Here is a 14,028-nt window from a genome sequence, read left to right as displayed (position 1 = left end):
ACGTGAGCCGGTCAACGTCCCGTACGAGGCGGTCCGGCTCACCGTCGATGGACGAACGGCTCACGGCTGCGGGTCAGCGCCGGAATTGCACCGGCTTCCCCCCGTACGGGTGTGATGACGACGTCGCCACTTTACCGGCAGCCCTGCCGGGGCTGATGAGTGGCTGTGAGCACACGGGCCCGGTGACCGGGGTCACGGCCATTTCGGGAGGGAGTTGACGGCGGAGGCGTGCCCGTCGCACCGGAACACCCCGGATGCCGCTCCCCCATAGACGGCACCCGAGGTGAGTCGATCTTGCTCTCCGTGTCCTGATCCTCACCCACCGCTCCCGCAACTGTCAACGCGACTTGACAGGTTGACGCGGGGTGGCGCCGTTCCGGAGCGCCCCGGGTAGTCGCCCTCAGTGCCCCCTCGGGCCGGCCTCCGGATCCGTCAGGTCCATCAGCCGGCACACCGTTTCGATGTCGACCTTCACCTGGGCGATGGAGGCGCGGCCCGAGAGCCAGGTGATCAGGGCCGAGTGCCAGGTGTGCTCTATGACGCGGACCGCGGAGAGCTGTTCCGGCGTCGGGTGGTCCAGGCCCGTCGCGTCGAGGATGATCGCCGTGGTCTGCCGGGAGACCTGGTCGACCTCGGGGGAGACGCTGCGGTCGGCGAAGGTGAGGGCGCGGACCATCGCGTCCGCCAGCTGCGGCTCGCGCTGCAGGGCCCGGAACGCCCGCATCAGGGTCTCCGCGACCCGCTCGCCTGCCGAGTCGCCCGCCGGAGGCTTCTTGCGGAGGGTGCCGTGCATGTGCTCCAGCTGGTCCTGCATGGTGGCGACCAGCAGATGCACCTTCGACGGGAAGTACCGGTACAGGGTGCCGAGGGCGACCCGCGAGGACTCGGCGACCTCCCGCATCTGCACGGCGTCGAAACCGCCCCGGCTCGCCAGTTGCGCGCTCGCGTGCAGGATCCGGCGGCGGCGGGCCTCCTGCCGCTCGGTCAGCGGCGCCGTGGGGGGCCGGACACTCCCGGCTTCCAGCTTGGATTCCGCAGGCATGGGTCCCGCTCCGTGACAGTCGGTGAGGACATCTGTAGGGCACGTGATCATCCAGCATGCGGGGGGTTCGCGCCGTGGCGTGAATCACCTGTTCCACTGCTGTCAGGGCCCCTACCTGCCGGTAGATTCAGAGCCTCTTGAACGATCAAGTCTGAAACTTGTTCTAGATTAGCGTCCCGTCATAGTGTCGCGGGAGAGTGCAGCGAGAAGGGGGCCCGGAGTGACCGCTGAGGCCAGTCAGGCGGGGCCCCGACCGGAGCTCGCAGCCGACGGCGGGCCACCGCTGCGCATCGCGCTCCTCACCTATAAGGGGAACCCGTTCTGCGGCGGCCAGGGCGTCTACGTCCGGCACCTCTCCCGCGAGCTGGCCCGCCTCGGCCACCGCGTCGAGGTCATCGGAGCCCAGCCCTATCCCGTGCTCGACGAGGGACACGACGGCCTGAGCCTCACCGAGCTGCCCAGCCTCGACCTCTACCGCCAGCCCGACCCGTTCCGCACCCCCGGGCGGGACGAGTACCGGGACTGGATCGACGCCCTCGAGGTCGCCACCATGTGGACCGGCGGCTTCCCCGAGCCGCTCACGTTCTCCCTGCGCGCCCGCCGCCATCTGCGCGCCCGGCGCGGGGAGTTCGACGTCGTCCACGACAACCAGACGCTCGGCTACGGCCTGCTCGGCGACATCGGCGCCCCCCTGGTCACCACGATCCACCACCCCATCACCGTCGACCGGCAGTTGGAGCTGGACGCGGCCGAGAGCCGGCAGCGCCGTCTGTCCGTGCGCCGCTGGTACGCCTTCACCCGGATGCAGAAGCGCGTCGCCCGCCGCCTGCCCTCGGTGCTCACCGTCTCCGGCAGCTCCCGCCAGGAGATCGTGGACCATCTCGGCGTCCGCGACGACCGCGTCCACGTGGTCCACATCGGCGCCGACACCGACCTCTTCGCGCCGAATCCCGCCGTCGCCGAGGTGCCCGGCCGGATCGTCACCACCTCCAGCGCCGACGTCCCCCTCAAGGGCCTGGTCTTCCTGGTGGAGGCCCTCGCCAAGGTGCGCACCGAACACCCGGCCGCCCACCTCGTCGTCGTCGGCAAGCGCCCCACGGAGGGACCCGTCGCCCAGGCGATCGAGCGCTACGGCCTCGAAGACTCAGTCGAGTTCGTCAAGGGCATCTCCGACGCCGAACTGGTCGACCTGATCCGCTCGGCCGAGGTCGCCTGCGTGCCCTCGCTCTACGAGGGCTTCTCGCTGCCCGCCGCCGAGGCCATGGCCACCGGCACCCCCCTGGTCGCCACCACCGGCGGCGCCATCCCCGAGGTCGCCGGACGCGACGGCGAGACCTGCCTCGCCGTGCCGCCCGGTGACGCGGGGGCCCTCGCCGTCGGGCTCGTCCGGCTGCTGGGCGACCCCGGGCTGCGCGAGCGCCTCGGCCGCGCCGGCCGCGAGCGGGTACTGAGCCGCTTCACCTGGGCCCGGGCCGCCGAGGGAACGGTGGCCCGCTACCGGGAGGCCATCGCCGGTCACGGCGGCCGCCCGGACGCCCGGGACCGGTCCGGCGCCGCGCCCGCCGCCGTTCTCCGAGAACCACTCGTCTCCGACCGCGCAACCTCCGACCGTGAAAGCAGGGCCACGTGCTGACCGTCGACTTCTCCCGGTTCCCGCTCGCCCCCGGCGACCGTGTCCTGGACCTCGGCTGCGGGGCCGGCCGGCACGCCTTCGAGTGCTACCGGCGCGGCGCGCAGGTCGTGGCCCTCGACCAGAACGGCGAGGAGATCCGCGAGGTCGCCAAATGGTTCGCGGCCATGAAGGAGGCCGGCGAGGCACCGGCCGGCGCCACCGCCACCGCCATGGAGGGCGACGCCCTCGCGCTGCCCTTCCCCGACGAGTCCTTCGACGTCGTCATCATCTCCGAGGTGATGGAGCACATCCCCGACGACAAGGGCGTCCTCGCCGAGATGGTGCGCGTGCTCCGGCCCGGCGGCCGCATCGCCATCACCGTGCCCCGCTACGGTCCCGAGAAGGTCTGCTGGACGCTGTCCGACGCCTACCACGAGGTCGAGGGCGGCCACATCCGCATCTACAAGGCCGACGAGCTGCTGGGCAAGGTCCGCGAGGCGGGCCTGCGGCCGTACGGCAGCCACCACGCACACGCCCTGCACTCGCCGTACTGGTGGCTGAAGTGCGCGTTCGGCGTGGACAACGACAAGGCGCTGCCGGTGCGGGCGTACCACAAGCTGCTGGTCTGGGACATCATGAAGAAGCCGCTCGCCACCCGGATCGCCGAGCAGGCGCTGAACCCGGTCATCGGCAAGAGCTTCGTCGTCTACGCCACCAAGCCCCACCTCCCGCGGGTGGACGAGACCTCCGAGGCGGCCGCCAAGTGACCACCCCCCGGACAGAACACCTCGTCCTGCCCGGGGTCCTCACCGCCGAGCAGGCCGCCGCGACGGTACGCGGCATCCTCGCCGTACAGCGGGAGGACGGCGCGATCCCCTGGTTCCGCGGGCACCACCTCGACCCGTGGGACCACACCGAGGCCGCGATGGCCCTGGACGCGGCCGGCGAGCACGAGGCCGCCGAGCGGGCGTACGACTGGCTCGCCGCCCACCAGAACGAGGACGGCTCCTGGTACGCGGCCTACGCCGACGGCGCCCACGACGACGTCACCGACCGCGGCCGTGAGTCCAACTTCGTCGCCTACATAGCCGTAGGCGTCTGGCACCACTACCTGTCCACCGGCGACGACACGTTCCTGGACCGCATGTGGCCCACCGTGTACGCGGCGGTCGAGTGGGTGCTGCGGCTGCAGCAGCCCGGCGGCCAGATCGGCTGGCGCCGTGACGACGACGGCACCCCCACGGCCGACGCCCTGCTCACCGGCAGTTCCTCCGTGCACCACGCGCTGCGCTGCGCGCTCGCCATCGCCGAGCAGCGCGAGGAGTCGCAGCCGGACTGGGAGCTGGCGGCCGGGGCGCTGCGCCACGCCATCCGCCGGCACCCCGAGCGCTTCCTCGACAAGGACCGCTACTCGATGGACTGGTACTACCCGGTCCTCGGCGGCGCGCTCACCGGATCCGAGGCCAAGGAGCGCATCGAGGCGGACTGGGACCGCTTCGTCGTCCCGGGCCTGGGTGTGCGCTGCGTCGTCCCCAACCCCTGGGTGACCGGCGGCGAGTCCTGCGAACTCGCGCTGGCCCTGTGGGCGATGGGCGAGTCCGACCGCGCGCTGGACATCCTGCAGTCGGTGCAGCACCTGAGGGACGCGGAGAGCGGCCTGTACTGGACGGGTTACGTCTTCGACGACGACGCCATATGGCCCCGCGAGCTCACCACCTGGACGGCGGGTTCGCTGCTCCTGGCCGTCGCCGCGCTGGGCGGCCACGACGCCACCTGCGCGGTCTTCGGCGGGGAGTACCTGCCGTCCGGGCTGGACCCCGACTGCTGCGACTGACAGGCGCCGGCACGGTCGGTCGCCGCACGGCTACCCCGCGTGCCGAACCGTGGCGAGATATGCGCGTGTTGCGCGACATGTCCATGTTTCGGGTGGGGTGCGTGAGGTCACACGGCTCCACGGAGCACATGGACCGAAAGCGACACCTCCACAGGAGGACACCGTGCCCGTACCGATACGCCACATCGCCGTGGCCCTCACCCTCTGCTGCGCGCTACTCGCCGGCTCCACGGCCTACGCGTCGAGCCACGGCACCTCGCAGCGCAACCCGACGGCCGCCGTCGCGGCGGCCGAGCCCAGCCCCAGCACCTCCGCCGAGAAGCAGAAGTTCGCCAAGACCCGGTTCGTGGCGAACGCGGGCCTCGCGGCCGGAGCCGTCTACCAGTGGATCTACAAGCCCTACAAGGCGGGCAAGTTCAAGAAGGGTGCGCACGGCCGCAAGCTGACCCTCGTCAAGGCGGGCCTCGCCGGTGCGTTCGCGTACAACCGCCTGAAGGCCGCGGCGCGCAACGCCAAGGGCGATCCCACCCTCTCCAAGGCCATCGCCCCGATCACGGCGGGCATCGAGTCGCTGAAGAAACTGCCCGCCAAGCTCCGCAAGGGTGACGGCGGGGCGGCCAACGACTTCAACGACATCATCAACCAGGTGAAGGACGCCGGGAAGAACGCCGGCGCCGAGGTCAAGAACAAGGTGCCGTCCCTGTCCGACGTCAAGAACGGTTCCTAGGGCGGCGATCGCCTCGCGGCGTGCGACGCCGCCGGACCACCTGGCCGGTCTCTGATGGTGCGTCACATACCGTCCTGGAGACGGCACGTACGGCGACGGCCCCCCGCCCTGAAGGGCGAGGGGCCGTGCACGGGGGTACGGGGGGGGGCGGCTCAGCCGCGCTGGATCCCCGAGGTGTCCTGCAGAACGCCGCGGCGGCCGTCCTGGGTCTGCGCCACCAGCGCGGCACCGCGCTGCTCGACGGCGAGGTACCAGGTGCCGGGGGCCAGTTCGGCGATGGGCGTCGCGCTGCCGTCCTCGGCGAACAGCGGGCGGGTCGCCGGCACGGCGAACCAGAACGGCGAGAAGTCCCCGCCGGCCGGCTGCGGCGCCGGGGCCGCCGGAGCGGCGGCCTGACCGTACGGCTGGCCCGGCTGCGGCTGGGCACCGTAGGGCTGGCCCGGCTGCGGCTGGGCGCCGGGGTAGCCGTAACCACCGGGCGGCTGGGCGCCGTAGGGCTGCGGGGCGGCCGGCTTGGGAGCCGGGACCAGCGCGGCCTGCAGGGGCGGGACGAGGGGAGTGGCGACGGCGGCGGCGGCCAGCAGCAGAGCGGCGATGAGGCCGAGGATGAGGCCCGCCCCCGCGCCGACGTCGAGGCTGTCGAAGCTGTCACTGAACGAACCCAGCGGGTCGATGATGGTCCAGAACGAGGTCCACGCGGCGAAGATCGTCAGCGCGACACCGATCTGGCCGAGGTCGAGCCCGATCACCTTGCGAGGCTGCGGGAGCGCCCGGGCGACGACGATCAGGACCGCGCCGGCGATGCCGCCGACGTACATGCTCATCACCAGGCCGAGGTTGTCCCAGGCGTTCGGGGCGCCACTGCCGGACTTGTCGAACGTGTCGAGGAACGACGCGATGAACAGCAACACCGCTGCTCCGATCACCACGCCGTCGCCTCGAGTGAGGGAGCGGATATTCACTTCAGCAGGTCCTTCGTAGGTCGTCTCGTCGTCGGAGGAGGCGTCGCTGTCACCAAGTCGTTTCCAAGTCCCGGTGTTGAGCGCAGGGGTGGCCCCTCATCGTAGGGACGACACTATCGCCCGCACGATCACCCTGTCCGCCCGGATGGACCCGCCGATCGCTACCCGCGCAGGAAACTCACGATTCCCTCAGAGATTCCCTGCGCCGCCTTCTGCCGCCAGGCGCCGCTGGTGAGCAGCGCCGCGTCCTTGGTATCGCGCATGTTGCCGCACTCGATGAACACCTTGGGAACCGTTGACAGATTGAGACCGCCCAGGTCCTCCCGCGTGACGAGGCCGGTGCCGTCGCCCACGTAGTTGGAGGGCGGCTCGCCGGTGAGCCGCAGGTACCGGCCCGCGATGCGCGTGCCCAGGTCCTTGGAGGGGCCGGCGATGGGGCGGGTGTCGGCGCCGCCCGCGTGCACGGACGCGGGCAGGATGACGTGGAAGCCGCGGTTGCCCTGAGCCGAGCCGTCCGCGTGGATCGAGACGGCCGCGTCCGCGCGCGCGGTGTTGCCGATGCGGGCACGTTCGTCGACGCACGGGCCCCAGGGCGGGGAGTCGCCGTCGTGCGTCAGTTTCACGGTGGCGCCCTGCCGTTCCAGCAGTGTGCGCAGCCGGTGTGCGACGTCCAGCGTGAACCGGGCTTCCGTATAACCCGAGTTGGTGGAGGTGCCGGTGGTGTCGCACTCCTTGCGGTTCGTGCCGATGTCCACCTGGCGGTTGATCTCGGAGGAGTGCTGGAAGTTGCCGGGGTTGTGGCCCGGGTCGATGACGACGACCTTGCCCTTGAGCGGGCCGGAGGCGGCGGGGGCCGAACTGCCCGCCACCGGGCCCGGATCCTTGGCGTCGTGGGCGGAGTCGCCGGTCCGCGAGGGCGCGGCCGGCGGAGCGGACGCGCGGACGGAGGAGGAGGTGGTGGGCGAGGCGGAGCCCGCGACGCCGGAGGACCCGCCCGATCCGCCCGCCGTCTCGTACACGAGCCAGCCGAGCAGTGCGCCGGGCACCAGGGCGGCGAGCGCGACGGTCAGCGGTCCGCGCCGGGGCCGGCGCGGCTGCGGGGGATCGAAGTCCGGTCCTACGTACGACACGTCTGCCACCCTAACCGCCGTGCGGGAGGCCCACATGGCGGTGGGGCCCAACGGGGGACGGGTCCGGGCGCCGCCGGCGACCGCGCCGGGGTCAGATCCCCGGCCCGGTCCGCCGCAGCACGCGCAGCGACCCGGTCACGGCGGTCTCGGTGAACGCCCCCGATTCCAGGGCCCGCAGGTAGACCCGGTACGGCGCCTGCCCGGTGAACTCGTCCTCGGGGTGCGGGAAGACGTCGTGGATGACGAGGAAGCCGCCCTCGGCGACGTGCGGCGCCCAGCCCTCGTAGTCGGCGGTGGCGTGTTCGTCGGTGTGGCCGCCGTCGACGAAGACGAGGCCGAGCGGGGAGTTCCAGATCGCGGCGATCTGCGGGGAACGGCCGACGAGGGCGACCACGTGCTCCTCGAGGCCCGCCCGGTGCAGGGTGCGGCGGAAGGCGGGGAGCGTGTCCATCAGCCCGATCTCGGGATCGACCGTCTCCGGGTCGTGGTAGTCCCAGCCCGGCTGCTGCTCCTCGCTGCCCCGGTGGTGGTCCACGGTCAACGCGGTGACGCCGGCCTCGCGGGCCGCGTCCGCGAGCAGGACGGTGGACCGCCCGCAGTAGGTGCCGACCTCCAGCAGCGGCAGCCCGAGCCGCCCGGCCTCGGCCGCGGCCGCGTACAGCGCCAGCCCCTCGTCCGCGGGCATGAACCCCTTCGCCGCCTCGAACGCGGCCAGGATCTCGGGCTTGGGTGCCGCGGGCATGGGGATTCCTCTCGGTCGTACTCGGTGCGGTCGTGCTCGGTGCGGTCGTGCTCGGACACACCCGGTCGTGGGGCCTTCCGGGCGCCCCATGCTGCCGCACCCCCTGCCGGGCGGCGACAGGGGGTGGGTATGGCGTGGCTCTCAAGCGCCCGGCTCTCCCGGCGTCCGGTGTCTCGCGGCGTCCGGGCCGGACATCCGGGTCAGGCGCCGGCCGTCCCGCCCGGCAGGGGCAGGTCCAGATCGACGGGGCGGTCGCCGCCGCCGTGCGTCGCGGCCGAGGCCAGCGGCCCGTGCCCGGCGGCCTTGGCGGCCAGCACGTACGGTCCCTCAGCGGGGACCGCGAGGGCGTAGGAGCCGTCCTCCCCGGAGAGGGTGGCCCCCGCCTGGCGGCCCCGGCGGTCGATCAGGGTGACCTTGGCGCGGGCGACCGGGGTGCCGGCGGCGTCCAGCACCCGGCCGCGGAAGCCGCGCAGGACCTCCTCGGCGTGCCGGATGCCGGCCTCCTCCTCGCTGCTGGCGCGCAGCTGGGTGTGCTGGGCCGGGCGGGGAGCCCGGGGCAGGAACACCGCGAGCAGCAGGCCCACCGCGACGGCGGCCGTGGCGATGAGGAAGGAGACGCGGAAGCCGTGCATGGTGGGGATCGCGACACCGCCCACGTCGTTCGCCGTGTTGGCCAGCACCATGCCGATGACGGCGCTGGAGACGGAGGTGCCGATGGACCGCATGAGGGTGTTGAGCCCGTTGGCGGCGCCGGTCTCCGAGGCCGGGACCGCGCCGATGATCAGGGCGGGCAGTGAGGAGTAGGCGAGGCCGATGCCGGCGCCGAGGACGACCGAGGTGACGATCGTCTGCCAGGCGGCGTCCATCAGGCCGAGGCCGCCGCCGTAGCCGATGCCGATGATCAGCAGGCCGGTGATGAGGGTGGTCCGCGGGCCGTAGCGGGCCGACAGGCGGGCGTACACCGGCGCCGTGAACATCATCGTCAGGCCGAGCGGGGCCACGCACAGGCCTGCGACCACCATGGACCGGCCGAGGCCGTAGCCGGTGGCGCTGGGCAGCTGGAGGAGCTGGGGCAGGACCAGCGAGACGACGTAGAAGCTGACGCCGACCATGATCGAGGCGAGGTTGGTGAGCAGCACCTCGCGGCGGGCGGTGGTGCGCAGGTCGACCAGGGGCGCCTGGACACGCAGCTCGTACAGGCCCCACAGGACGAACACGGCGACGGAGGCGCCGAACAGGCCGAGCGTCGTACCGGAGGACCAGCCCCAGTCGCTGCCCTTGGTGACGGGCAGCAGGAGCAGCACCAGGCCGGCGGACAGGCCGAGCGCGCCGAGCAGGTCGAAGGAGCCCTTGGCGCGCATCGGGGACTCGGGCACGACGAGCAGGGTGAGGGCGATGGCCAGTGCGCCGAGCCCGGCCGCGCCGTAGAACAGGGCGTGCCAGTCGGTGTGCTGGGCGACCAGGGCGGCGGCGGGCAGGGCGAGTCCGCCGCCGACGCCGATGGAGGAGCTCATCAGGGCCATGGCCGAGCCGAGCCGCTCGCGCGGCAGCATGTCCCGCATCAGGCCGATGCCCAGCGGGATCGCGCCCATGGCGAAGCCCTGCAGGGTACGGCCGACGATCATGGTGAGCAGCGTGCTGGTCACGGCGCTGACCAGGGCGCCCGCCACCATCACGGTGAGGCTGAGGACCAGCATGCGGCGCTTGCCGTAGAGGTCGCCGAGCCGGCCCATGATCGGTGTGGCGACGGCGCCGGACAGCAGGGTCGAGGTGAGGACCCAGGTGGCGTTGCTGGGAGCGGTCGCCAGCAGTTGCGGCAGATCCTTGATGACCGGCACCAGCAGGGTCTGCATCACCGCGACCACGATGCCCGCGAAGGCGAGCACCGGGACCACGGCCCCGCCGGCCCTCCGGCTTGGGTGATCGGTCGTGTGGGTCATTGAGTGAGGCCTCCCGCGTGACATGAGTGCCCGGTAAACCTCGTATGCACAGGCAACTATTCCGTTGCTTCGAGCCTCTAACGAATTCTTGACCTGACCATGGGTTTCTGATCAGCCGTCAGCCGTCAGCCTCCGGCCCCCAAGCTGATCAAGCAGGTCACAGCCACCCCTGCTGCCGGGCCTCCCGGACCGCCTCCGCGCGGTTGCGGGTGCCGGTCTTGCCGATCGCCGAGGACAGGTAGTTGCGGACGGTGGACTCGGACAGATGGAGCCGGCCGGCGATGTCGGCCACCGTCGCCCCGTCCACCGACGCCTTCAGCACCTCGCGCTCGCGGGCCGTGAGCGGATTCGGCCCGGCGCTGAGCGCGGCCGCGGCCAGCGCCGGATCGACCACGGTCTCCCCGCCGAGCACCCGCCGGACCGCCGCGGCCAGCTCCTCCACCGGGCCGTCCTTGACCAGGAACCCGGCCGCCCCGGCCTCCATGGCCCGGCGCAGATAGCCGGGCCGGCCGAAGGTGGTCAGGATCAGCACCCGGCAGCCGGGCACCTGCTCCCGCAGCTCGGCCGCCGCGTCCAGGCCGCTGATGCCCGGGAGTTCGATGTCCAGCAGGGCCACGTCCGGCCGGTGCAGCAGCGCCGCCTCGACGATCGCGTCACCGGCCGACACCTGGGCGACCACCTCGATGTCGTCCTCCATGCCGAGCAGCAGGGCGAGGGCTCCGCGCATCATGCCCTGGTCCTCGGCGAGCAGGACTCGGATGTCGTTCACGGGCCAAGGGTAGCCAGGGCCGCCCATGAAGACTCCCCCTCGTTCGGTACCGGGGGTTGACGCTCCCTCAGTAATACGCAAACAATCGCCTCTGAATTTCAGGTAATCGTTCGGTATTTCGACGGCTGAATTGGTTCGGTATTTCGGTCGAACGATGTCCGGTATACCGAACAGCCGTTCCCGCACCACCGCTCACCAGGTACGGAACCCGCAATTCCCCCACAACCGACCGAGGTGCACCCGTGGTCCCGACTCCCGCGCGCCCCCGCCCCCGGCGGCCGAGAAGCGCCGCCCTCTCCGTCCTCGCGGTCTGCGCCGCCCTCGCCGCGCTGCTGCTCGGCACCGGCGCCCCGCCCGCCGCCGCCGCGAGTTCGCTGCCCTGCGACGTCTACGGCACCGCCGGCACGCCGTGCGTCGCCGCGCACAGCCTCGTCCGCGCCCTGTACTCCTCGTACGACGGCCCGCTGTACCAGGTGCAGCGCGCCAAGGACGGAGCGAAGGCCGACATCCGCCCGCTGTCCGCCGGCGGATACGCCGACGCGGCCGCCCAGGACTCCTTCTGCTCCGGCACGACCTGCGTCATCACCGAGATCCACGACCAGTCCCCGCGCCACAACGACCTCACGATCGAGGGCGCGGGCGGGGCCGGCGCGGCCGACGTGGGGGCGCCCGCGGACGCCCTTCCGGTGACGGTCGGCGGCCACCAGGTCTACGGCCTGGAGGTCTCCGCCGGCATGGGCTACCGGGACAACTCCACCTCCGGCGTCGCCGTGAACGGGCAGGCCGAGGGGATGTACATGGTGACCTCCGGTACCCACGTCAACAACCGCTGCTGCTTCGACTACGGCAACGCCGAGACCAGCAACACGGACACCGGCAACGGGCACATGGACGCCATCAACTTCGGCACCGAGTGCTGGTTCGCGCCCTGCCACGGACAGGGCCCCTGGGTGCAGGCCGACCTGGAGAACGGGCTGTTCCAGTCGGACGCCGGGTACAGCAGGAACACCTCGAACACCGGCACCGGAGCCCTGCCGTTCGTGACCGCGCTGCTGAAGAACAACGGGCAGAACCATTTCGCGCTGAAATACGGCAACGCGCAATCCGGCGGACTCACGACCACCTATTCCGGCGGTGAGCCCACCGCCGGCGGCTACTCCCCGATGCACCAGGAGGGCGCGATCGTCCTGGGCACCGGCGGCGACAACAGCAACGGCTCCATCGGCTCCTTCTTCGAGGGCGCGATGACCTCCGGCATCCCGACGGACGCCGCCGACAACGCCGTCCAGGCCGGCATCGTCTCCGCCGGCTACGGCGGCCCGACCGGCAGCGCCGGGTCCCTGACGCCCGGCTCGGAGATCTCGCTGCGCGCGACGACCTCCTGCTGCACCACCGAGTACGTCCGCCACCGGAACGACGCGGCGGTCATCTCGGCGGTGACGTCGGGCAGTTCGGCCCTCGACAAGAGCGACGCGACCTGGATCGTGCGGCGCGGACTGGCCGCCGCCTCCTGCGTCTCCTTCGAGTCGCGGAACTACCCCGGTGACTTCCTGCGCCACTTCGACTACCGGCTCCAGCGGCAGCCCATGGACGGCACCGCCCAGTTCCGGGCCGACGCCACCTTCTGCCCGCAGACCGGCAGGAGCGGCACGGGCACCTCGTTCGCCTCGTACAACTACCCGACGCGGTATCTGCGCCACTACGACCACAACGTCTACATCGCGAGCGACGGCGGTTCCAACGCCTGGGACAGCGGCACCTCGTGGGGCGACGACGTGAGCTGGGCGGTCAGCTCTCCCTGGGCGCCGTAGCGACCCCTACGGCAGCCGTCCCGGCCGGCTCCACCGGGAGTTCGGCGGTGACCGTGAAGCCGCCGCGCGGCGACGGGCCGGCCCTGAGGGAGCCGCCCGCCGCCGCGAGGCGCTCGGTCAGCCCCGTGAGCCCCGTGCCGCCGATGCCCTCCGCCGCGCGCGGGGCGGCCCCGCCGGTGCCGTTGTCGGTGACGGTGAGGCGCACCTGCTCGACGGCGTTGTCGATGGTGATCTCGCAGCGGGTGGCGTCACTGTGCCGGACGACGTTGGTGACCGCCTCGCGCACCACCCAGCCGAGCAGTGCCTCGGCCGCCGGCGTGAGCGGAGTCCCGGACCGGCGCACCACCGGCTCCACGCTCGCCGCGGACAGCGCCGAGCGGGCCCGGGCCAGCTCGGTGGCCAGGCTGCCCTCGCGGTAGCCGGTCACCGCCTCCCGGATCTCGGTGAGGGCCTGCCGGCCCACCGACTCGATGTCGCCGATCTGGGTGAGCGCCGCGTCCATGTCGCGCGGGGCCAGCCGCCGGGCCGCCTCGGACTTCACCACGATCACCGACAGGGTGTGGCCGAGCAGGTCGTGCAGATCGCGGGAGAAGCGCAGCCGCTCCTTCTCCACCGCCCGCCGGGCCAGTTCCTCCCGGGCGGCGCGCAGTTCCCGCACGGCCTCGGACAGGCCGAGGATCGCGGCGGTCACCATGCTGGACAGGAAGGTCGCGTAGGCGATGTTCGTGGCGTCCGACCAGCCGTCGCGGACGGCGGAGACGGCGCCCGCGTACACCGTGAGGAGCAGGCCTACGCGGCCCAGCCACGGACCGCGCAGGGTGGCACCGGTCGCGAGCCCGAGCAGCGGGAAGAACATCAGCCAGCTTCCGCCGTACCCGAGACCCAGGGCCGTGGTCAGCAGGCCCATCAGCAGCAGCGCCACCCGGGTGGAGAGCGCCCGGCGCCTGTCCGGGTCGAAGGAGCGGAAGGTGACGTAGATGTACAGGGAGTTGAAGGTCAGCAGGCCCAGGCCGCCGATCCAGGGGTCGGGGGTCTCGCCCTGGAGCAGGTTGGAGAAGGACCCCAGGCCCATCAGCAGCCAGGGCAGCAGGGAGAAGCCGGTGGGAGGCGGCCCCGGGTGGCCGGCGGCCGCGTCCCCGCCGCTCTTCCGCCCGCTTCGCCGCGCGTCCCGAGAGCGCTCCGTCTCAGCCCGCCGGCGGGACCGCTCCCCGCGCAGTTCCCGCAGCCCGTCTCTGGTACGTGCCCACCACGACATGTCTCTCGTCCCCCGATCGAATGGTCACCGCCCCGCGGCGGCGGTACGACGGCCAGCGTACGAACCGAGCGCCCGCTCACGGCAGGTCCGCGCGTACGGACCCCGGCGGGACAAATGTCACGGGTGCCGGTCCGGCGCGGCATCGGGAGCCTTCACAACCCGTGAGTGCTCGGCTATACAGAGGGCCGCCGCACCGGAAACGCG

12 protein-coding genes and 1 riboswitch are annotated in these 14,028 nt (G+C 72.2%); of the genes, 5 read left to right on the top strand and 7 right to left on the bottom strand.

The genetic code is table 11. The features are described 5' to 3' along the window. Nucleotides 1-10: 10 nt before the first annotated feature. Nucleotides 11-161: riboswitch (cobalamin riboswitch) on the bottom strand. A gap of 239 nt (nucleotides 162-400) precedes the next feature. Then, nucleotides 401-1,042: a TetR family transcriptional regulator gene (locus tag ACZ6B1_RS04855; protein ID WP_468774981.1), complete on the bottom strand. Its 642-nt coding sequence runs from the start codon at nucleotides 1,040-1,042 to the stop codon at nucleotides 401-403. A gap of 220 nt (nucleotides 1,043-1,262) precedes the next feature. Here ACZ6B1_RS04855 and ACZ6B1_RS04850 point away from each other — a divergent pair, with 220 nt between their 5' ends. From ACZ6B1_RS04850 to ACZ6B1_RS04835, 4 genes are all read left to right on the top strand, one after another. Continuing rightward, nucleotides 1,263-2,675: a glycosyltransferase family 4 protein gene (locus tag ACZ6B1_RS04850; protein ID WP_468774979.1), complete on the top strand. Its 1,413-nt coding sequence runs from the start codon at nucleotides 1,263-1,265 to the stop codon at nucleotides 2,673-2,675. Next, nucleotides 2,669-3,421, top strand: a complete 753-nt coding sequence (locus tag ACZ6B1_RS04845) for a class I SAM-dependent methyltransferase (protein ID WP_468774978.1) — start codon at nucleotides 2,669-2,671, stop codon at nucleotides 3,419-3,421. Before ACZ6B1_RS04850 ends, ACZ6B1_RS04845 begins: the two co-directional genes overlap by 7 nt. Then, nucleotides 3,418-4,488 (top strand): prenyltransferase/squalene oxidase repeat-containing protein, encoded by a 1,071-nt coding sequence (locus tag ACZ6B1_RS04840; RefSeq protein WP_468774976.1) that lies wholly within the window; start codon nucleotides 3,418-3,420, stop codon nucleotides 4,486-4,488. Before ACZ6B1_RS04845 ends, ACZ6B1_RS04840 begins: the two co-directional genes overlap by 4 nt. A gap of 163 nt (nucleotides 4,489-4,651) precedes the next feature. Next, nucleotides 4,652-5,215, top strand: a complete 564-nt coding sequence (locus ACZ6B1_RS04835; RefSeq protein WP_468774974.1) for a hypothetical protein — start codon at nucleotides 4,652-4,654, stop codon at nucleotides 5,213-5,215. 152 nt (nucleotides 5,216-5,367) lie between these two features. Here ACZ6B1_RS04835 and ACZ6B1_RS04830 read toward each other — a convergent pair whose 3' ends face one another. From ACZ6B1_RS04830 to ACZ6B1_RS04810, 5 genes are all read right to left on the bottom strand, one after another. Beyond that, entirely contained in the window at nucleotides 5,368-6,177 is an 810-nt protein-coding gene (locus ACZ6B1_RS04830; protein WP_468774972.1) for a hypothetical protein, read from the bottom strand. A gap of 161 nt (nucleotides 6,178-6,338) precedes the next feature. Then, complete coding sequence (locus ACZ6B1_RS04825; protein ID WP_468774970.1) at nucleotides 6,339-7,307, bottom strand: N-acetylmuramoyl-L-alanine amidase; 969 nt, start codon at nucleotides 7,305-7,307, stop codon at nucleotides 6,339-6,341. 91 nt (nucleotides 7,308-7,398) lie between these two features. Beyond that, the gene (locus ACZ6B1_RS04820) at nucleotides 7,399-8,049 is read right to left on the bottom strand and encodes a class I SAM-dependent methyltransferase (protein ID WP_468774967.1); all 651 of its coding nucleotides are present in this window, start codon (nucleotides 8,047-8,049) and stop codon (nucleotides 7,399-7,401) included. A 200-nt stretch (nucleotides 8,050-8,249) separates the two neighbouring features. After that, complete coding sequence (locus tag ACZ6B1_RS04815) at nucleotides 8,250-9,989, bottom strand: MFS transporter (RefSeq protein WP_468774965.1); 1,740 nt, start codon at nucleotides 9,987-9,989, stop codon at nucleotides 8,250-8,252. Nucleotides 9,990-10,146: 157 nt separating this feature from the next. Next, nucleotides 10,147-10,785 (bottom strand): response regulator, encoded by a 639-nt coding sequence (locus ACZ6B1_RS04810; protein ID WP_468774963.1) that lies wholly within the window; start codon nucleotides 10,783-10,785, stop codon nucleotides 10,147-10,149. Between the two features lie 215 nt (nucleotides 10,786-11,000). Here ACZ6B1_RS04810 and ACZ6B1_RS04805 point away from each other — a divergent pair, with 215 nt between their 5' ends. After that, nucleotides 11,001-12,569 (top strand): alpha-L-arabinofuranosidase B, encoded by a 1,569-nt coding sequence (locus tag ACZ6B1_RS04805; RefSeq protein WP_468774961.1) that lies wholly within the window; start codon nucleotides 11,001-11,003, stop codon nucleotides 12,567-12,569. On the opposite strand, the gene ACZ6B1_RS04800 is transcribed toward ACZ6B1_RS04805, so the two are convergent. Then, nucleotides 12,547-13,824: a sensor histidine kinase gene (locus ACZ6B1_RS04800; protein WP_468774960.1), complete on the bottom strand. Its 1,278-nt coding sequence runs from the start codon at nucleotides 13,822-13,824 to the stop codon at nucleotides 12,547-12,549. The genes ACZ6B1_RS04805 and ACZ6B1_RS04800 overlap by 23 nt on opposite strands. Nucleotides 13,825-14,028: the final 204 nt, after the last annotated feature.

The organism is Streptomyces sp. NPDC041129 (assembly GCF_055592265.1).
The sequence above is the reverse complement of the archived record's forward strand: the minus strand, read 5'-3'. Positions and strand labels throughout refer to the sequence as shown.

Excerpts from the sequence above, each read along its gene's own strand:
- ACZ6B1_RS04855 (WP_468774981.1), bottom strand. The coding sequence starts at position 1,042 with ATGCCTGCGGAATCCAAGCTGGAAGCCGGGAGTGTCCGGCCCCCCACG.
- ACZ6B1_RS04820 (WP_468774967.1), bottom strand. The coding sequence starts at position 8,049 with ATGCCCGCGGCACCCAAGCCCGAGATCCTGGCCGCGTTCGAGGCGGCG.
- ACZ6B1_RS04815 (WP_468774965.1), bottom strand. The coding sequence starts at position 9,989 with ATGACCCACACGACCGATCACCCAAGCCGGAGGGCCGGCGGGGCCGTG.
- ACZ6B1_RS04810 (WP_468774963.1), bottom strand. The coding sequence starts at position 10,785 with ATGGGCGGCCCTGGCTACCCTTGGCCCGTGAACGACATCCGAGTCCTG.
- ACZ6B1_RS04800 (WP_468774960.1), bottom strand. The coding sequence starts at position 13,824 with ATGTCGTGGTGGGCACGTACCAGAGACGGGCTGCGGGAACTGCGCGGG.